Source organism: Algibacter sp. TI.3.09, assembly GCF_038154905.1.
Lineage (GTDB): Bacteria > Bacteroidota > Bacteroidia > Flavobacteriales > Flavobacteriaceae > Algibacter.
In genome coordinates, this window is record NZ_JBAKAN010000001.1 from 1,540,790 (window position 1) to 1,560,138 (window position 19,349).

The 19,349-nt window shown below is 32.9% G+C and carries 17 protein-coding genes; 11 read left to right on the top strand and 6 right to left on the bottom strand.

The genetic code is table 11. The features are described from left to right. Nucleotides 1–162: 162 nt before the first annotated feature. The 11 genes from V6246_RS06095 to V6246_RS06145 all read left to right on the top strand — a co-directional run bounded on the left by V6246_RS06095 (nt 163) and on the right by V6246_RS06145 (nt 14,651). Nucleotides 163–741 carry a non-canonical purine NTP diphosphatase gene (locus tag V6246_RS06095; RefSeq protein ID WP_341559616.1) on the top strand — a complete coding sequence of 193 codons (579 nt, stop codon included), beginning with the start codon at nt 163–165 and terminating at the stop codon, nt 739–741. Between the two features lie 66 nt (nt 742–807). Next, nucleotides 808–3,033 carry a RelA/SpoT family protein gene (locus V6246_RS06100; protein WP_341559617.1) on the top strand — a complete coding sequence of 742 codons (2,226 nt, stop codon included), beginning with the start codon at nt 808–810 and terminating at the stop codon, nt 3,031–3,033. 26 nt (nt 3,034–3,059) lie between these two features. Further along, the gene (locus V6246_RS06105; protein ID WP_042502895.1) at nt 3,060–3,527 is read left to right on the top strand and encodes a Fur family transcriptional regulator; all 468 of its coding nucleotides are present in this window, start codon (nt 3,060–3,062) and stop codon (nt 3,525–3,527) included. Between the two features lie 11 nt (nt 3,528–3,538). Beyond that, nucleotides 3,539–4,816: an adenylosuccinate synthase gene (locus V6246_RS06110; protein WP_341559618.1), complete on the top strand. Its 1,278-nt coding sequence runs from the start codon at nt 3,539–3,541 to the stop codon at nt 4,814–4,816. Nucleotides 4,817–4,944: 128 nt separating this feature from the next. Continuing rightward, nucleotides 4,945–7,068 (top strand): OstA-like protein, encoded by a 2,124-nt coding sequence (locus tag V6246_RS06115; RefSeq protein ID WP_341559619.1) that lies wholly within the window; start codon nt 4,945–4,947, stop codon nt 7,066–7,068. A gap of 9 nt (nt 7,069–7,077) precedes the next feature. Further along, nucleotides 7,078–8,262 carry an aspartate aminotransferase family protein gene (locus V6246_RS06120; protein ID WP_341559620.1) on the top strand — a complete coding sequence of 395 codons (1,185 nt, stop codon included), beginning with the start codon at nt 7,078–7,080 and terminating at the stop codon, nt 8,260–8,262. Between the two features lie 147 nt (nt 8,263–8,409). Continuing rightward, a complete protein-coding gene (locus tag V6246_RS06125) occupies nt 8,410–9,801 on the top strand; it encodes a tetratricopeptide repeat protein (protein WP_159017733.1) in 1,392 nt (463 codons plus the stop codon). Nucleotides 9,802–9,870: 69 nt separating this feature from the next. Further along, on the top strand, nt 9,871–10,791 hold the full coding sequence (locus tag V6246_RS06130; protein WP_341559621.1) for a DUF368 domain-containing protein: 921 nt from the start codon (nt 9,871–9,873) through the stop codon (nt 10,789–10,791). Then, nucleotides 10,791–11,810, top strand: coding sequence for a DUF368 domain-containing protein (locus V6246_RS06135; protein ID WP_341559622.1), 1,020 nt, complete (start codon nt 10,791–10,793; stop codon nt 11,808–11,810). Before V6246_RS06130 ends, V6246_RS06135 begins: the two co-directional genes overlap by 1 nt. A gap of 16 nt (nt 11,811–11,826) precedes the next feature. Next, nucleotides 11,827–12,564, top strand: coding sequence for a shikimate dehydrogenase family protein (locus V6246_RS06140; protein ID WP_341559623.1), 738 nt, complete (start codon nt 11,827–11,829; stop codon nt 12,562–12,564). Nucleotides 12,565–12,653: 89 nt separating this feature from the next. Then, nucleotides 12,654–14,651 carry a DUF349 domain-containing protein gene (locus tag V6246_RS06145; protein ID WP_341559624.1) on the top strand — a complete coding sequence of 666 codons (1,998 nt, stop codon included), beginning with the start codon at nt 12,654–12,656 and terminating at the stop codon, nt 14,649–14,651. 97 nt (nt 14,652–14,748) lie between these two features. Here V6246_RS06145 and V6246_RS06150 read toward each other — a convergent pair whose 3' ends face one another. The 6 genes from V6246_RS06150 to mazG form a co-directional block, all read right to left on the bottom strand. After that, entirely contained in the window at nt 14,749–15,948 is a 1,200-nt protein-coding gene (locus tag V6246_RS06150; protein ID WP_341559625.1) for a glutamate-5-semialdehyde dehydrogenase, read from the bottom strand. 12 nt (nt 15,949–15,960) lie between these two features. Then, entirely contained in the window at nt 15,961–16,731 is a 771-nt protein-coding gene (gene proB, locus V6246_RS06155) for a glutamate 5-kinase (RefSeq protein ID WP_159017739.1), read from the bottom strand. A gap of 1 nt (nt 16,732) precedes the next feature. Then, nucleotides 16,733–17,539, bottom strand: a complete 807-nt coding sequence (gene proC, locus V6246_RS06160; RefSeq protein WP_341559626.1) for a pyrroline-5-carboxylate reductase — start codon at nt 17,537–17,539, stop codon at nt 16,733–16,735. 35 nt (nt 17,540–17,574) lie between these two features. Further along, nucleotides 17,575–17,766: a hypothetical protein gene (locus tag V6246_RS06165; RefSeq protein WP_341559627.1), complete on the bottom strand. Its 192-nt coding sequence runs from the start codon at nt 17,764–17,766 to the stop codon at nt 17,575–17,577. A 26-nt stretch (nt 17,767–17,792) separates the two neighbouring features. Further along, nucleotides 17,793–18,230: a GNAT family N-acetyltransferase gene (locus V6246_RS06170; RefSeq protein ID WP_341559628.1), complete on the bottom strand. Its 438-nt coding sequence runs from the start codon at nt 18,228–18,230 to the stop codon at nt 17,793–17,795. A gap of 325 nt (nt 18,231–18,555) precedes the next feature. Beyond that, entirely contained in the window at nt 18,556–19,329 is a 774-nt protein-coding gene (mazG, locus tag V6246_RS06175; protein WP_341559629.1) for a nucleoside triphosphate pyrophosphohydrolase, read from the bottom strand. Nucleotides 19,330–19,349 lie beyond the last annotated feature (20 nt).

Genomic DNA, 19,349 nt, shown 5'->3' on the forward strand with positions numbered 1-19,349 from the left:
ATAAGAAAAACACGAAACAGAGGATATATGTATTATTATTCGGGGCTACAAATATTAACAAAACTATGCCAAAATATGAAATTATATATAATTATGTACGTTTTTTTTTCAATAAGTTAAACTAAATAAGACTTTTACAGTCATAAAAACCCCACATTACGAATGAGACTAGTTTTTGCTACAAATAATATGAATAAAATAAAAGAAGTACAATCTTTAATTCCGAGTGAAATTGAACTTCTTAGTTTAAAAGATATTGGCTGCTTTGAAGATGTACCCGAAACTCAAAATACAATTGAAGGTAACGCCAAGCAAAAAGCCGAATACATAAAAACAAATTATAATTACGATTGCTTTGCTGATGATACAGGCTTAGAAGTTAATGCATTAAACGGTGAACCAGGAGTTTACTCGGCACGTTATGCAGGAGAACAGCGTAATGCAGAAGACAATACCAACAAGCTTTTAACAGAATTACACAATAAAACCGATAGATCTGCCCAATTTAAAACCGTAATTGCATTACACTTAAACGGAGAGCTACATACCTTTACAGGTATTTGTAAAGGTGAAATTACTACAGAAAAACATGGTGAAAAAGGTTTTGGTTACGATCCCGTTTTTAAACCCAATAACCATAACAATACCTTTGCCGAAATGGACTTAAGTGTAAAAAACAGTATTGGCCATCGAGGTAAAGCTGTTAAGCAGTTAGTTGATTTTTTAAATGAAAAAAATTAAGCATAACGCATTAAAAAAAAATCTTTTTGGGGTTGGCTATTAAAATTGTTTTATTACATTTAGTCTATGACAGAGGAATACTTAGAAAAAGAGAATGCGGCCATAAAAAAAGCGTATAAAGAACTGCTAAAGGTTAGTTATACTACGCTTTCTGATGATGATAAAAAACTAATTCGTAGGGCTTTTGAAGTTGCCGTAGACGGACATAAAGACCAACGCCGTAAATCTGGAGAAGCCTATATTTTTCATCCCATTGCTGTGGCTAAAATTGTAGCACAGGAAATTGGTTTGGACGGCACCTCTATTGCCGCTGCTTTGTTGCATGATGTTGTTGAAGATAGCCCTGATTACACCATAGAAGATATTGAAAAACAATTTGGAAAAACCATTGCAACCATTGTTGCTGGATTAACTAAAATTTCTTCTTTAAGTAAAGATCAAGATATGGATGTTTCGCTGCAGGCGGAAAATTTTCGTAAAATGTTATTGACCTTAAATGATGATGTTCGCGTTATCATTATAAAAATTGCAGATAGGTTGCACAACATGCAAACTATGGATTCCATGAGGCCTGATAAGCAAATTAAAATAGCCTCGGAAACTCTTTATATTTACGCGCCATTAGCGCACCGTATTGGACTTTATAACATTAAAACCGATCTAGAAGATTTAGGTTTAAAATATCTTGAACCAGCAGATTACAACGATATTTTAAACAAAACCAAGGAAAGTAAAAAAGATCAAGACCTTTATATAGAACAATTTAGTGAAGTTATAAAACACTCATTAGATAAAGAAAAACTAAACTACACTATAAAAGGACGACCAAAATCTATTTTTTCTATTAGGAAGAAAATGATTAACCAAGGTGTATCTTTCGATGAAGTTTACGATAAGTTTGCGATTAGAATTATATATAAATGTGATGCCGATCCGCAGAACGAAAAGTTCCTTGCTTGGAAAATATATTCTATAGTTACCGATCACTTTAGGCCAAACCCTATCCGTCTTCGCGATTGGATTTCTTCTCCTAAAAGTACAGGTTACGAAGCGCTTCACATTACAGTTATGGGGCCAAAAGGCCGTTGGGTAGAAGTGCAAATACGTAGTGAACGTATGAATGAAATAGCCGAAAAAGGTTATGCAGCACACTATAAATATAAACAAGGAAGCGAAAAAGAAGATAATTTAGAAAGTTGGATAAATAGATTGCAGGAAGCTTTAGAAAATCCGCATACCAATGCTGTAGATTTTGTAGAGCAATTCAAACTAAACTTATATTCAAAAGAAATATTTGTCTTCACCCCTAAAGGTGATCTAAAATCGTTACCAAAAGGAGCCACAACACTCGATTTTGCTTTTAGTATCCATACCGAAGTTGGTATGAAAACGCGAGGCGCTAAAGTTAACGGCAAACTGGTACCCCTTAGTTACGAGCTAAAAAGTGGAGACCAAGTAGATATTTTAACTTCAGAAAATGCAAAACCTAATCCAAACTGGTTAGATTATTCTACCACAGCACGCTCACGAAGTAAAATTAAATCGGCCTTAAAAGAAGATAGAAAACTTGTAGGTGAAGATGGTAAAGAAATTTTACGCAGAAAATTAAAGCAGCTTAAAATTAACCTTAATGAAGCTTCTGTTAACGAAATGGTTAACTATTTTAAGCTTAAAACAAGTTTAGATTTATTTTACAGAGTTGGTCTTGGTACGATAGACAATACGATGCTTAAGGCATATGCGGCATCTAGAAGTAATGCTTTAATGAGTTTCCTTAAAAGTAAAATAACTCGTAAAGCGAATATTAATACCGACGAATTAGAAAAAGATGAAATTACAGCAAAATACGATGCTGTTGTTTTTAATAAAGAAGAAGAAAAGCTAGATTATAAGTTAGCAACCTGCTGCCACCCGATACCTGGTGATGATGTTTTTGGATTTTTAACCGTTTCCGATGGTTTAAAAGTTCATAAAATGAATTGCCCCAATGCATTGAGTTTACAATCTAATTACGCCTACCGGATCATGCCTGCCAAATGGATCGATTCTTCTCAACAAGAATTCTTGGCACATATTTCTTTAACCGGAATTGATCATATTGGATTAGTTAATGATATTACCACCATAATTTCTGAGAACATGAGTGTTAACATGAAAAGTATTAGTTTTCAAAGTGACGACGGGCTTTTCTCAGGAAAAATTGATGTTGTGGTGAAGAATAAAACCCTTTTGAAAAAACTTTTAGACCGTCTTAAAAAAATTAATGGTATAGATAAGGTTACTAGAGTGTAAAAAAAGTGTAAATTTGCGATGAAATTATGGATACAAAAGTAGATACAAAAAATCAAGACATAGTTAAAAGCGTTTTTACAAGCTTTTTAGAGAATAAGGGACACCGTAAAACCCCTGAACGCTATGCTATACTTCAAGAAATTTATAATAACAACGAACATTTCGATATAGAATCTCTGTATCTTAATATGAAAAATAAAAAGTATCGTGTATCTAGAGCTACACTTTACAATACCATAGAACTACTTCTAGAGTGCGGTTTGGTTAGAAAACACCAATTTGGCCAAAATCAAGCACATTACGAAAAATCTTATTTTGACAGGCAACACGACCATGTTATCTTAACAGATACAGGAGAAGTTATCGAGTTTTGCGATCCTCGAATTCAATCTATTAAAAAAACTATCGAAGAAGTTTTCGATATTGAGATAAATAATCATTCACTCTATTTCTACGGGAAAAAAAAATCTCCCGATAGCAAAAAGGACAACTAACTAATTTTACAATGGCAGTAGATTTACTACTTGGATTACAATGGGGAGACGAAGGCAAAGGGAAAATTGTTGACGTACTAACCTCTAACTACAACATTATCGCACGTTTTCAAGGTGGACCAAACGCAGGACACACTTTGGTTTTCAACGGAAAAAAACACGTTTTACACACTATTCCATCAGGTATTTTTCATGATGATGCTACCAATTTAGTTGGTAATGGTGTAGTTATAGACCCAGTAATTTTTAAAGGTGAACTTGACAAACTTGAAGAGCAAGGCGTAGATTACAGAAAGTCGCTAGTTATTTCAAGAAAAGCACACATTATTTTACCAACGCATAGATTACTAGATGCAGCTAGCGAAACCTCTAAAGGAAAAGCTAAAATTGGATCTACATTAAAAGGTATTGGCCCAACTTACATGGACAAAACTGGTAGAAATGGTTTACGTGTTGGCGATTTAGAATTAAGCGATTGGAAAGAAAAATATAGAGCTTTAGCTAATAAGCATCAGTCTATGATTTCTTTTTACAACGTTGAAATTGAATACGATTTAGCCGAACTTGAAAAAGAATTCTTTGAAGCTGTTAATGTTTTAAAATCTCTTAAATTTATAGATTCTGAAGAATATGTTTACCAAGCACAAAAATCTGGTAAAACAATTTTAGCCGAAGGCGCACAAGGGTCTTTATTAGATATTGACTTTGGAACATATCCATTTGTAACATCTAGTAATACTACTGCAGCTGGTGCTTGTACTGGTTTAGGTGTTGCTCCAGGACAAATTGGTGAGGTATTCGGGATTTTCAAAGCTTATACAACTCGTGTTGGTTCTGGCCCATTCCCTACTGAATTATTTGACGAAGATGGTGCTCAAATGGCCAAAATTGGTAACGAATTTGGTGCAACTACAGGTCGTCCACGTCGTTGCGGATGGTTAGATTTAATTGCGCTTAAATATGCTTGCCAAGTAAATGGTGTTACGCAATTAATGATGATGAAAGGTGATGTACTTTCTGGTTTTAAAACCTTAAAAGTATGTACAGCTTACAAATATAAAGGAGAAGTTATCGAACATTTCCCTTACAACATCGAACCAGAAAATGTAGAACCAGTTTATACTGATTTTAGTGGATGGGATGAAGATTTAACAGAAATGTCTGAAGCATCTCAACTTCCAAAAGCTTTAAACGAATACATTGAGTTTTTAGAAAAAGAATTAGAAATACCTATTACTATAGTTTCTGTTGGACCAGATAGAAAACAGACTATTTTTAGAAATAAATAAAAATATTTCAAAATAATATTTAAGACCTGATGTGTTTCTCCAAACTGTCAGGTCTTTTTTATTAAAAAAAACATAACACATAATTAAACATCATTATTATCGTTATTTTTGTCGCAAACATTTTCATTTTGATAAGAACAAAATTTATATACACTTTCATCATTTTCTTTCTTGGAATTTCAACATTTTTAACCGCTCAAGACAAAAAGAAAATAAGCATTGAATATGCTGGGCGATTAAATGTAGATGAAGAAAATTATCCAGGAGCAAAAGTACTAACACGTAACAGCATGCAACAGGTACATATTGCCCATGCTGGTAGTAATATGTGGTGCGATAAGGCCATTTACTATAGTGGTGAAAACTTCGTTGAAGCTTACGGAAATGTTATTGTAAAGCAAGGTGACACCATCACCATGACCTCTAAATATGTAGAGTATAGTGGCACCTCTCAACTAGCCTTCGCTAGTGGTGAAGTTGTTTTAAAAAGTCCAAATTCGACTATTTCTTCAGATACTTTATACTTCGATAGAATAAAACAACAATCTTTTTATAAAAGTGGTGGTAATGTTGTTAAAGATTCATCAGGTACTATTACTAGTAAAATTGGTCGTTATTATATGACTGAAAAAAAATTCCAATTTGTTGACGATGTTGTTTTAACAGGTGATGGCACTGTTGTAAATTCAAATTATTTCGATTTTTATGAAGATACGGGGCTTGCTTATTTATTTGGCCCATCAACCATAACAACAGAAGATAGTAAAACCTATTGCGAGAAGGGTTTTTATGATACAAAAAACAAAACTGGATATGCATTAAAAGATTCTAAGATATATTATGATGATCGTATTATCGAAGGTGATAGTCTATATTTTGATAACACAAAAAGTTTTGCTTCTGCAACAAACAATATCAAAATTACCGACACTATAAATAAGAGTATTGTAACGGGGCATTACGCCGAAGTTTTTAGAGCTAAAGATTCTCTTTTTATCACTAAACGCGCCTTAGTAACAACGGTTCAAGAAAAAGATTCCGTCTATTTACATGCCGACAAAATAATGGTTACCGGTAAACCTGAAAATAGAATTACCCGAGCCTATTACAATGCTAAACTCTTTAAGACAGACATTAGTGCCAAAGCCGATTCTATTCATGCTAATCAAAATACAGGTATTACCGAATTAATAAATCTAGACCGCTTTGCTCCTACCGATGCTTTTTCAACAAAGCGACGCCCCATTCTATGGAATAACGCAAACCAAATGACGGGAGATACTATTCATTTAATCTCTAATTCAAAAACAGAAAAATTAGATTCACTTCGTGTTTTTAATAACGCTTTTATAATTAGTAAAGACACTATTAGTGAAAATGGATATAATCAAATTTTTGGAATAACCTTAGTTGGTTTATTTAATGACGCGAATGAATTACGAGAAGTAAATATTAATAAAAATGCAGAATCTATATTCTATACACGTGATGAAAATCAAGAATTAATAGGTATCGACAAAGCTAAATCTGGTAGTATAAAGATGTTATTTGCAAATAGTGACATTGAAGAGTATACGCGATTAAATACTGTTGATGGCACTCTATTCCCTGAAAAAGATTATCAAGAAAAAGATAAATTCCTAAAAGGTTTTGATTGGAGGGAAGATGAGCGTCCTCTAAGTGTTGACGATTTATTTAAAGAAGACAAGCCTTTTGAATTAACTGTTATTAAAGGCTTGGAAGATTATGTGCCACAAGAGAACTTTTTTGATGAGGAGTTATTGGAGCGGATGAAATATTCCAGAAAAGAACACGTTTTTAGCTTAATCGTAGGAGACAAAAATAATGTTATAAAATCTCCTTCTGAATTTAATAAATGGCAAAAAATAAAAGTAAGAATAATATCAAATACAGAAGATTCTCCTGAAAAAAAACGTACAGCAGACAAAGTAATCGCTCTTACTAGCGACAATGGATATATAGTTTATGATACAAATGAAAAAACAGGAGTTTTCAAGTTTTATATTTGGATTAAAGGTAGCGGAAATATCACCATTAACCTCCAAGAAAAAGGAAATAATTATCCAGTTTATGAAAAATTAAATATTAAGCTAACTAATACTTGGAAAAAGTACGAAATTGAAACAACAAAAAAGGGAGGGGAGAATCAAATTAGATGTGTAATTAGTAATATCCAGAAAGGTGATAATGTTTACCTGTGGAACGCTCAATTGTATGTAATACCTTATTAATCTATTATTATGAAACCTGACTTCTTAAACCACCAAGCCCAAACCTCTCCTCACCCATTAGCTATGGAAATTTCTCATGCTAACGGTTCATATATTTATGATACAAACAATAAAGCTTATCTCGATTTTGTTGCAGGGGTTTCAGCATGTCCATTAGGTCATCAACACCCTAAAGTTAATTCTGCCATAAAAGACCAACTCGATAAATATTCGCACGTTATGGTTTATGGCGAATACATACAAAAACCAGCAGTAGAGCTCACTAAACTTTTAGCAAAACATTTACCAACATCATTACAATCCACATATTTAACTAATTCAGGAACTGAAGCTATAGAAGGCGCACTAAAGTTAGCAAAACGTGCTACTGGGAGAAGTGAAATGATAGCAGCAAATCACGCATACCACGGTAACACCATGGGAGCTTTGAGCGTAATGGGATATGAAGATAGAAAACAAGCCTTCAGGCCATTACTTCCTGATGTTAAATTTATAGAATTTAATAACGAGGAAGACCTCTCTAAAATAACAACAAAGACAGCTTGTGTCATTTTAGAAACCATACAAGGTGGAGCCGGCTTTATAGAACCAAAAAACAATTACTTAGAAAAAGTAAGAAAACAATGTGATGCCGTTGGAGCTCTTATAATTTTAGATGAAATTCAACCAGGTATTGGAAGAACAGGTAAGCTTTTTGGGTTTGAACATTACAATTGTATTCCTGATATTTTAGTTACCGGCAAAGGCCTTGGAGGCGGTATGCCTATTGGTGCATTTACAGCATCTCTAGAATTAATGAATCTTTTACAAGATAATCCCAAACTTGGCCATATTACTACTTTTGGAGGCCATCCGGTAATTGCCGCCTCTGCATTAGCAACTCTAACTGAAATTACGGAAAGTCACTTGATAGAACAAACTCTTGAAAAAGAGCAACTCTTTAGAAAACTATTAGTTCACCCTTTAATAAAAGAAATTCGTGGGATAGGTCTTATGCTCGCCTTAATAACACCTTCCGCAGATATAACAAATGCACTAATTTTAAAATGTCAAGATGCCGGATTAATACTATTTTGGCTACTTTTTGAGCCAAAAGCCGTTAGAATTACTCCACCATTAACTATTTCTAACGCTGAAATTAAAGAAGGTTGTTCTAAAATATTGAATATTTTAGACGAAATAAAAAACACATAAAACACTTAATTACAGGGTTTTATATTTTTATTTTTTAAACAAAAATAAAAATGTTCATTACTTTGTTAAAAACATTTACCTCAGTTTTGGTGTAAACCATAAATAGAATACTAACTTTAATAAAGTAGAAAACATACAAAAGTGCTTATGGAGTACGGTCACGACCACAATAATAGCTTACCTCTAACTAAATTTGAATCGATGCTTAAAACAAATCATGTTTTATTTTTCGATTCAGAAGAGTTCGAAAATATCATTCACCATTATCTTAACTTAGGAAAAATTGCTTTAGCGAAAAAAGCAATTAAGCTAGGTTTGGACCAGCATCCTACATCCATCAATTTAAAATTATTTAGAGTTGAAGTTTTCGTTTTTGAAGACAAGCTTGAAGAAGCCGATCTTTTATTAGATCAACTTTATAGTCTTGACCCACAAAATGAAGAAATATACATTCAAAAAGCCAATATATTTTCTAAAAAAGACAATCACGAAAAAGCTATAGAAGTATTGAAACAAGCTCTAAAATTAGCTGACGACGTAGTTGACCTATACTCCTTAATAGGAATGGAGTACTTGTTTTTAGATAAATTTGAAGAGGCAAAAATTAATTTCATGAAATGCTTAGAAAGTGACATTGAAGATTATTCATCACTTTACAATATTATATATTGCTTCGAATATTTAAATCAAAATGAAGAGGCTATCACTTATTTAAACACCTTTTTAGATAAAAACCCGTATTGCGAAGTCGCATGGCACCAATTGGGTATTCAATATTTTGCACTAAAAAAACTAAAAAAAGCATTAGCGGCATTTGATTTTGCAATTATTTCCGACGATACTTTTATTGGAGCATACATTGAACGTGGTAAAGTATTAGAAAAACTAGGACGATACGAAGATGCCATCGAAAATTACTCAATCACTTTAAAACTGGACGACCCCACATCTTTCGCTCTATTACATATTGGTAACTGCTACGAGAAGCTTAAAAAAGACGATTTAGCACTCCAATATTATGATAGAACCGTACATGAAGACCCTTTATTAGATAAAGGTTGGATTGCTATTACTAAGTTTTATAATAAACGAAAAAACTATCAACGTGCTCTTTATTTTATAAATAAAGCCATCAATATTGATTCGGAGAACGTTATGTATTGGAAACTTTATGCACAAATAAACCAGCGTTTAAATTTTTATGAAGAAGCAGAACGTGGTTACAAAAAAACGCTAGAGCTTGGTAATTACGAACTAAACACTTGGCTAACCCGAGGCGATTTACTTATTAAATTAGGTGAAACAGAAGCAGCTATTGATAATTTTGAACAAGCTGTAGAGTTTTACTCAGATAGCGCAGAATTAGAGTACCGATTAGCTGGATTGTATTTAGCACTTCACGAAACGGATAAGGGTACATTTCATTTAAAAAATGCTATAAATATCAATGAAGAATATAGCTTTATTATTGAAGAACTTTTTCCTGAAATCTACAAGAAAGTTGCAGTACAAAGCTTACTAAAACAAAATTCGAAGTAAGTTTTATATTCTGTATAAACGTTTTCATTAAAATACATACCTTTGGTTTTTTACGTAAAAAATCAAAACATGCAAAGACAATTAAAAGACTATTTAATTATTTCGCTTAAAGGCCTTGCTATGGGAGCAGCCGATGCTGTTCCAGGCGTTTCAGGTGGTACTATTGCTTTTATTTCAGGTATTTACGAAGAATTAATAAATTCCATAAGTAATATAAATGCTGATTTAATTAAATCACTTTTCACTAAAGGCATAAAGCCTTTTTGGCAACAACTAAACGGTAATTTTTTAATAGCGCTATTAGCTGGTATTATGGTCAGTTTTGTATCTGTAATGCGTTTAGCAAAATACTTATTAGAAAATCATCCTGTTCTTATTTGGTCTTTCTTTTTTGGTCTTATTGTGGCGAGTATTTTTTTTGTTGGAAAACAAATTCAAAAATGGAGCTTAGCCGTAATAATTAGTTTAATTCTTGGTGCGTTTATAGCCTTTTATATTACAACACTTCCTGCTTCATCTAATAATGAAAATCCTTGGTTTCTATTTATCGCCGGAGCTATCGCCATTTGCGCTATGATTTTACCAGGAATTTCGGGAGCCTTCATTCTAATAATATTAGGAGCGTACAAAGCTTTAAGTGATGCTTTTCATGATTTTGATATCAAAAAAATATTAATTTTTGCAAGTGGAGCTCTTGTGGGCCTTTTAAGTTTTAGTCATTTATTAAAATGGTTGTTCAAACATTATCATAATATCACCTTAGCAGTCCTTACAGGTTTTATTTTTGGATCTTTAAACAAAGTTTGGCCTTGGAAAAAAACATTAACATGGCACACCAATTCCGAAGGAATTAAATCTGCGGTTTTACAAGAAAGTGTTTCACCTTTTTCTTTCGATGGAAATAACCAATTACTTTTTGCTATAATCTTAATGATTCTAGGATTTTTAACTATTTTTATTCTTGAAAAAGTGGGCAATAAAAAACAATAATGGAAAGCACCAGAACACTTACCGATAAAATTTTTCTAATCTTAAAAGGATTAGGGATGGGTGCTGCCAATAAGGTACCTGGAATTTCTGGTGGTGTTGTCGCTTTTGTTGCTGGTTTTTACGAAGAGTTTATTTACTCACTAAAAAAGGTAAACGGTAAAGCTTTTAAACTTCTAATTAATGGGCGCTTTAAGAGTTTCTACAATTACATAAATGGTAGATTTTTAAGTTTACTTTTCTTCGGTATGATAGTTAGTTATTTTAGCATTTCTAAAATTCTAGATTATCTTATCAAACAATACGAATTATATGTTTGGAGTGTTTTCTTCGGAATGATTATAGGCTCAATTTACTATATAAATAAAGATTTTAAAGACCGTAATTATCAAACCTATCTATCACTAGCTATTGGTATTTTACTAGGTGTTGGTATTAGCTTTTTAAATCCTGCTAAGGAAAACGATAATCTTTGGTTTGTATTTTTCTGTGGCATTATAAGTGTTTCAGGCATGACATTACCTGGGTTTTCAGGTTCATTTATTCTCATTTTACTTGGTAACTATGTACTCCTTTTAGTCGATTCTGTAAATGCCCTTTACGATACTTTTTCAGAAATAATTAGAAGTGATTTTGGTTTTACCACAAATCCGGAACGTTTAAGAATGCTACAAGTACTCGCTGTCTTTACTTTAGGCTCAGTAGCAGGTTTAGTAACTTTTTCGCATTTATTAAGCTATATTTTAAAACGTTACAAAAGCATTACCACTTCATCAATATTAGGTTTCATTATAGGTTCTTTAGGCGTTGTTTGGCCTTGGAAAAAAACAATCTACAAACTAGATCAAAATGGTGATTTTCTATTCGATTCTACAGGATCTAAAGTGGTTCATAATTATCAACGCTTTTTCCCAGAATTAAACACCGATACTTATTTAGCTGTTGGCTTTATATTACTAGGCATAGCATTTGTTTTAGGCCTAGAGTGGTACGGACAAAAAACAAGACATATACAAGAATAATATAAAAAATTATCAAGTGAAAAAATTAGGACTTTTAGGCAAAGATATATCATATTCATTTTCAAGAAATTATTTCAAAAACAAATTTGAAAATGAAAAAATAACAGATACAAGCTACGAAAATTTCGACTTAGAAAGCATCGATCTATTTCCTTCAATTATAAAAAACACAGAAAATATAAAAGGTTTAAACGTGACCATTCCCTATAAAGAAGCGGTTATGCCTTTTCTTGATAAAATAAATAAAAAAGCGAAAGCTATTGGAGCGGTTAACACCATAAAAATCACAAAAAAAGGAAAACTTGTTGGTTATAATACAGACTGTTATGGTTTTAAAAATACGCTAAAGCCTTTCGTGAAATCGCATCATAAAAAAGCTTTAATTCTAGGTACAGGTGGCGCAAGTAAAGCGGTTGCTTTCAGTTTAAAAGAATTAGGAATAGATTATAAATATGTTTCTAGAAAACACTCTAAAGGTGTAACTTTTACTTACGACGATTTAACAGAAACCATTGTTGCAGAACACGAAGTGATTGTAAACTGCACGCCATTAGGGACATTTCCGAACATTGAAGTTTGCGCAAATATTCCATACAACGGTATAACGGATAAACATATTCTATTCGATTTAATATACAATCCAGATCAAACTAAATTCCTGAAACAAGGTAAAGACAATGGCGCAACAACTATTAACGGATTAAATATGCTAAAATTACAAGCAGAAAAATCGTGGGCCATTTGGGATTTATAAAAAATATCCACACCTAAGCCTTTGTTAATAATAGACTTGTTAGTATCTTTAAAGTCTATAGTAAAAACTACGAACCTAAACATTTTATAATGTCTGACTTAAATAACCCTAACGCAGAAAACGCAGATCATGCTAATCCTGTAAAAAGTGAATCTATTACACCAGAAACAACGGCTCCTGAAGCTATAACTCCTGATGATTCACAAACTTCTGAAACACCAATCACTGAAGTACAAACAGAAGATACTGTAGCCGCTACACCTGCCCCTGTAAAAGGAGACAGTGAAGATGATGAAGTTCTAAATGAAATTGAAGAATCTAACGCAGAAGATGCCGAAGATGAAGGAAACAAAGATAGACACACCATTGAAGTTAAGGAATACGATAGCATGTCGCTTGAAGCTTTAGCCATTGAGTTAGAAAAACTTGTTCAAGGACAAAAAGTACAGGCTATAAAATCTCATGTAGATGGTATTAATGCCGAGTTTAAAACAAAGCACCAAGCCTTAGTTGAAGAGAAAAAAGAAGAGTTTTTAAATGAAGGAGGAAATGAAATTGATTTCTACTACGCCTCTCCTATTGAAAAACGATACAAGGCAGCTTACAAAGAATACCGAAATAAACTTAACGATCACTACAAAAGTTTAGAGAAAAACTTAAAGCAAAACTTAACCGATAAGCTAGAAATAATTGAAGAGCTTAAAGGTTTAATTAATGTTGAAGAGAATATAAATACAACTTACAAGCACTTTAAAGAATTACAAGAACGTTGGAGAACAACCGGACCAATTCCGAGAGATAAATACAATAACGCTTGGAATAGCTACCACCACCATGTGGAGTTATTTTACGATTTTTTACACCTTAACAGAGATTTACGCGATCTAGATTTTAAACATAATTTAGAAAAGAAATTATTAATTATTGAGCGCGCTGAAGAGTTAGCGCAAGATGATAATGTAATGCGATCGTTTAGAGAACTTCAAGAATTACACAAAATGTGGAAAGAAGAGCTCGGCCCTGTAGGTAAAGAACATCGTGAAGAAATTTGGGATCGTTTTAAAGCTGCAACAAAAATTATAAACGATAAACGCCAAGTTTATTACAAAGAAATTGATAAGGTTTACGATAAAAACTTAGAAACTAAATTAGAAATAATTGCTAATATAGAATTTGTTGCTGCTCAACCTGCAGGCTCACATAGTGAATGGCAAAAGCGTATTAAAATTATTGAGGATTTAAGAAATCAATTTTTTAATGCCGGAAAAGTACCTTTAAAAGTTAACGAAGATACTTGGGCTAAGTTTAAAGATGCTGTTAGAACTTTTAACAGAAACAAAAACGCTTATTACAAAGATTTAAAAAAGGAACAATATACTAATTTACAGAAAAAATTAGAGTTAATAAAAATTGCTGAAGACAACAAAGAAAGCGAAGATACTGCGGTAACAACGCCTTTGATGAAAAAAATTCAGAACGATTGGAAAAAAATTGGTCATGTTCCAAGAAAAGACAGCGACAAAATCTGGAAACAATTTAAAGCAGCCTGTAATCACTATTTCGATAAAGTGCATGCGAAAAGAAATGCAGTAAGCCAAGAACACGTTGATGCTTTCAATAAAAAATCTGAATTATTAGAAACTCTTAAGGCTGTGACACCTACAGATGATAAAGACAAGGATGTTGAAATCATTAAAAGTCATATTAATACTTGGAAAGATTTAGGGCGCGTACCAAACGACAAACGCTTTATTGAAGATAAATTCCAGAAAACCATTGACGATTTATTATCTAGTTTAAAAATGGATAAAACAGAAATCGAAATGATTAAGTACGAGAACAAACTTGATAGCTTAACATCTACTGATGGTGATACAAGAAACTTAGATAACGAACGCTTATTTATCCGTAAAAAAATGGATGAAGTAAAAGCGCAAATTAATCAGTTAGAAAATAATTTACAGTTTTTCACGAATGTAGATGAAGATAATCCGTTGGTTAAAGATGTGCACAACAACATTAAAGGCCACAAAGATTCTCTTGTTCTTTTAAAAGAAAAACTAAGAAAAATTAAAGAGCGTTATTAATTTGTAACACTATTTATTACAATAGAAAAAAGGCAGCTTAGAAAAATTCTAAGCTGCCTTTTTAGTTTCATGTCGTGTTTTCTAAAACACTAAAATATTAAACACGAACATGGCCGTCTCCAAAAACATAATATTTATTGGTAACAAGCTCCTTTAACCCTAATGGCCCGCGATGGTGTAATTTGTCGGTACTTATAGCAAGCTCTGCTCCTACACCTATTTGTCCGCCATCGGTAAAACGTGTTGAGGCATTTTGATATACTACAGCACAATCTACTTGTTCCATAAATTTCTTAGCAATATCGCTATTAGTAGTCATCACTGTTGCAGAATGACCTCCAGAATATTCGTTTATCTTTTCTATAGCATCAAAAACAGAATTTACTGTGCCAATACAACATTTCATTTCAAGAAATTCTTGATACCAAATAGAATCATCGTTTATAAGTTTTTCATGACTTAGAATCGATTTTGTTTCTTCATCAACTAAAACCTCTACTCCACTATCTTTTAAAATTTCATTTAAATTTAAAATTCTACCCGCATAATCAGGAAGTTTTTTACTCACTAAAATTTTATCTAAAGCATTACACGCCGATATTTTTTGAGTTTTAGCATTTAAAATCACCTCTATGGTTTGTTTCCAATCGGCAGCCTCATCAATGTATAAAAAGTTATTACCTCGCCCACTTACTAAAACAGCGCACTTGGCATGCTCTTTTACAAACTTTATAAGTTGCTCGCCACCTCGAGGTACAATTAAATCGAGTTGCTCGGTAGGGTTTCTTAAAAAGGCCTGAGTTTCCGTTCTATTCATGGTTAACATTTGAATATAATCGGTATTCACACTATGTTCCTCTAATGCCATATGCCAAAGTTTTACAATAGCTGTGTTACTGTGCACAGCTTCTTTACCTCCTTTAAGCAATATTTTATTATTGGCTTTAAAAGCAAGCACTGTAGCTTCTACGGTTACATCTGGCCTAGATTCATAAATAATCATAATAGTTCCAAATGGTGCTGTTTTATTCACAACATCCAAACCGTTATCAAACTGTTTTCGGCTAATTATTTTATTCACAGGATCCTCTTGTTCACGCACCACCTGTATTGCGGTAATCATACCATCGACCTTATCTTTATTCAGAATTAAGCGATCGTACATGGCTTGATCTTCTTGATTAAAAGCCGCTATATCTTTCTTGTTTGCATTTAATAAAGTATCCTGATGTTCCTTTAAAAGAACCTCCATACTTTTTAAAACACTATTTTTTATTTCTTCTGATAATAATTCCATTTTCTCTTTTTTTTATAGTGACACCTTGGTTCCTACAGCTTTTCCATCTATAATATCGATAATGGTGTTATCACTTTTTCCATTAGCAATAAAAGTTGGAATGTTGTTGGCTGCAGTTTGTTGCGCATAATCTAATTTAGATCCCATACCACCACGGCCTTCTCCTTCACCTTTATTATTGTCCTGAATATATTTATTAAGATCGTCTCCCGGATCTACATTTCTTATTAAATCACTGCTTTCCGCTTCTGGATGTCCTGTATACAGACCATCTATATCTGTTAAAATAATAAGCTTATCTGCGTTAATTAGCTGAGCAATTAAACTCGCTAACTCATCATTATCGGAAAACATAGACATGGTTACCGATACTGCATCATCTTCATTAGCAATAGGAATAACGCCTTCTGAAAGTAAACCTTCACAACAGTTAATCATATTTTGCCTGTGTACTCCTGGGCTAAAATCTCGCTTTGTAGGCAGTACTTGCGCACACTTCATTCCATAATCATGAAAAATATCATAATAAAGACGCATCATTCTTGGTTGCCCAATGGATGAATATACTTGGCGTCGTACTGTTTTATCTTTAATTTTAGATTTCCCTAGAACTTCTTTTCCTGCAATGGCAGAACCAGAGGAGACTAATATCGTCATGATATCACGCTCGTAAAGCTCTGCTATTTGTTTTACCAATCGTCTTAAAACTGGTCTTACAATTCTATTATCTTTGTTGGTCATTACATTAGTACCAACCTTAATCACTATTCTTTGTTTACACATTTTAGTGTTCTTTTCCCATTTCTACCGCACGACTAAATGCAGCAAAAGCAGCTTCTTTAATTAATTCATTAACATTATTATCTTCCATAGAATCTAGTGCAGCACGCGTAGTTCCGCCTTTAGAAGCTACTCGATCCATCCACGAATTTGGAGATAGATTAGACTGATTAAAAAGCTCTACAGCTCCTGTAAAAGTTTGACTTACCAATACCGTAGAGTCGTTTTTAGAAAAGCCCATTTGTAAGGCTGCTTCCATCATACTTTGCATAAAATAAAATACGTAAGCTGGCCCACTTCCAGAAATACCTGTAGAGGCATCAATAAAGTTTTCGTTAGAAACTCGCATCGATTTCCCTGTAGTGTCCAATAAACTTTCTACCGTTAGCATTTCTATTCTAGAAATTTGTGGTGATGTTACGTAAGATGTTAAGCCTTTACCTATTTGTGCCGGTAAATTAGGCATAGCACGTACCACTTTATCTAAACCTGTTAGTTCTTTTATGGAAGCTATAGTTACACCTGCCATAATAGAAACAATAATTTGTTGTGGGTTTACCAATTTGTTGATGGCTTTAAAAACGCCTTCTGCATGGTATGGTTTTACTGCAATAAAAATGATATCTGCTTTTGGCACGCAGTCTTCAAGCTCTTTAAATGCATCAAAATGTGATATTTGGTTTAGCTCCTCCAATTTCTCTTCAGATTTGTCCAAAACCATAATATTTCTCTTTTTTAGCAGTCTAGATTTAGACATGCCTTGTGCATAAGTAAGCCCCATGTTTCCTGCTCCAATTACCAGTACTTTCATTTAATATATATTTAAATTAATTATTAAAAATTCGGTTAAACAAAAAGAATACAATCTTTGTAATCTTTAACTTCGCCGTAATATGTTTCGCGATATTTATGAAGCGTTTTGATAGGTAAACCAAACAAGTATTTTTTAATATGTGTTACTTTACTTGTTAGTTCCCCCATTTTTACGCTATGTATTTTCTCGTAAGATGTTTTTCTCTTTATTTGTATAATCTTCATGTTCTGTGTGTGTTTTTTAAAATGGATTATCGAACTAATCGCATTTCTATATTTCTTGCTTTAAACCCTTGTTTTTCGAATAATTCTATAACTGGGTTATCTTTATTTACATGTATAGCGATGTCCCCATCACAATACTTTATGGTATGTTCTATTAGCTTCTGGGCAATCCCTTTACCTCTATATTCGGTTTTAACAGCCATATATACCAATATGTTTTCTGCTAAATACTCGTTCATACCTGTTCTATTAACAACTATAGCTCCTAAAATTTCTTGTTTATTTTCCATAATAAAAACATAACCGCCAAGTCCTGGAACTTCTTTTGCAGCATACATAATCGATTTTTGAATGGCGCTTTTAGTGTCTGTAAACTCACCAGAATGCTCATGCAAAAACTTGGAAATACGTGATATATCGTTAATTGATAACCTAGAAAAGGCATCAAAAGTTGTAATAGTCATTAAATGATTATTATTTGTGGTTATACCTAAATTTAGGTAAACAAAAAAAATAAGGTAAACGCAAAAAACTATTCACTTATAAACTAATAAGTAAATAATTAACGTTTAAAAATTGAGTAAGGAGATTGGCTGGATACTAGAATGCAGGAGGAATGAATTTATCCGACTGATTTCTAAAAACTAGAAAGTTGAAGTTAAAGATTCTGATATTTCTTTGCTCATGTATGCCTTTTACCATGGTGCAAATTTAAAAAAAACGAACCCCAATAGCAAATTAACCATGTTAAGATAAATACAATTCGCAAAAAACGCTTGTTTTATAACATTATAGTTTTTTGGCTTCTTCCCAAAACACATCCATTTCAGCAAGTGTCATGTCACTCAATGGTTTATTTAAACCTTTGGCTTTCTCTTCTAAATATTGAAAGCGTTTGGTGAATTTTTTATTGGTGCGTTCTAGAGCATTTTCTGGATTAATATTTTTAAAACGGGCATAGTTTACTAGCGAAAACAAAACATCTCCAAATTCACTTTCCATGGCGTCTTGGTCGTTAGCTTCAATTTCTACTTTAAACTCATTAAGCTCCTCTTCTACTTTTTCCCAAACCTGAGAAGGCTCTTCCCAATCGAAACCTACACCAGCCACTTTTTCCTGAATTCGTCCTGCTTTTACAAGTGCAGGTAAACTTTTTGGTACACCTTCTAAAACACTAGATTTTCCTTCTTTCAGCTTTAAGTTTTCCCAATTTCTTTTTACATCCTCTTCATTTTCAACTTTTACATCACTATAAATATGTGGATGCCTATGTATTAGTTTTTCGCAGATAGAATTGCAAACATCGGCTATATCAAAATCTTTGGTTTCGCTACCTATTTTGGCATAGAACACAATATGTAAAAGTACATCGCCTAATTCCTTTTTTACTTCTTCTAAATCTTTATCCAAAATAGCATCACCCAACTCATACGTTTCCTCTATAGTTAAGTGGCGAAGCGTTTCCATGGTTTGCTTTTTATCCCACGGGCATTGCTCACGAAGCTCGTCCATAATAGTTAATAATCTATCGAATGCTTTTAGTTGATTTGCTCTAGAATTCATGGAAAATTGGAATTGTATTC

Excerpts from the sequence above, each read along its gene's own strand:
- V6246_RS06125 (WP_159017733.1), top strand. The coding sequence starts at position 8,410 with ATGGAGTACGGTCACGACCACAATAATAGCTTACCTCTAACTAAATTT.
- V6246_RS06170 (WP_341559628.1), bottom strand. The coding sequence starts at position 18,230 with ATGACTATTACAACTTTTGATGCCTTTTCTAGGTTATCAATTAACGAT.
- proC (WP_341559626.1), bottom strand. The coding sequence starts at position 17,539 with ATGAAAGTACTGGTAATTGGAGCAGGAAACATGGGGCTTACTTATGCA.
- V6246_RS06130 (WP_341559621.1), top strand. The coding sequence starts at position 9,871 with ATGCAAAGACAATTAAAAGACTATTTAATTATTTCGCTTAAAGGCCTT.
- V6246_RS06135 (WP_341559622.1), top strand. The coding sequence starts at position 10,791 with ATGGAAAGCACCAGAACACTTACCGATAAAATTTTTCTAATCTTAAAA.
- V6246_RS06150 (WP_341559625.1), bottom strand. The coding sequence starts at position 15,948 with ATGGAATTATTATCAGAAGAAATAAAAAATAGTGTTTTAAAAAGTATG.
- V6246_RS06105 (WP_042502895.1), top strand. The coding sequence starts at position 3,060 with ATGGATACAAAAGTAGATACAAAAAATCAAGACATAGTTAAAAGCGTT.
- V6246_RS06145 (WP_341559624.1), top strand. The coding sequence starts at position 12,654 with ATGTCTGACTTAAATAACCCTAACGCAGAAAACGCAGATCATGCTAAT.
- V6246_RS06100 (WP_341559617.1), top strand. The coding sequence starts at position 808 with ATGACAGAGGAATACTTAGAAAAAGAGAATGCGGCCATAAAAAAAGCG.
- V6246_RS06095 (WP_341559616.1), top strand. The coding sequence starts at position 163 with ATGAGACTAGTTTTTGCTACAAATAATATGAATAAAATAAAAGAAGTA.
- V6246_RS06110 (WP_341559618.1), top strand. The coding sequence starts at position 3,539 with ATGGCAGTAGATTTACTACTTGGATTACAATGGGGAGACGAAGGCAAA.
- proB (WP_159017739.1), bottom strand. The coding sequence starts at position 16,731 with ATGTGTAAACAAAGAATAGTGATTAAGGTTGGTACTAATGTAATGACC.
- V6246_RS06165 (WP_341559627.1), bottom strand. The coding sequence starts at position 17,766 with ATGAAGATTATACAAATAAAGAGAAAAACATCTTACGAGAAAATACAT.
- mazG (WP_341559629.1), bottom strand. The coding sequence starts at position 19,329 with ATGAATTCTAGAGCAAATCAACTAAAAGCATTCGATAGATTATTAACT.
- V6246_RS06120 (WP_341559620.1), top strand. The coding sequence starts at position 7,078 with ATGAAACCTGACTTCTTAAACCACCAAGCCCAAACCTCTCCTCACCCA.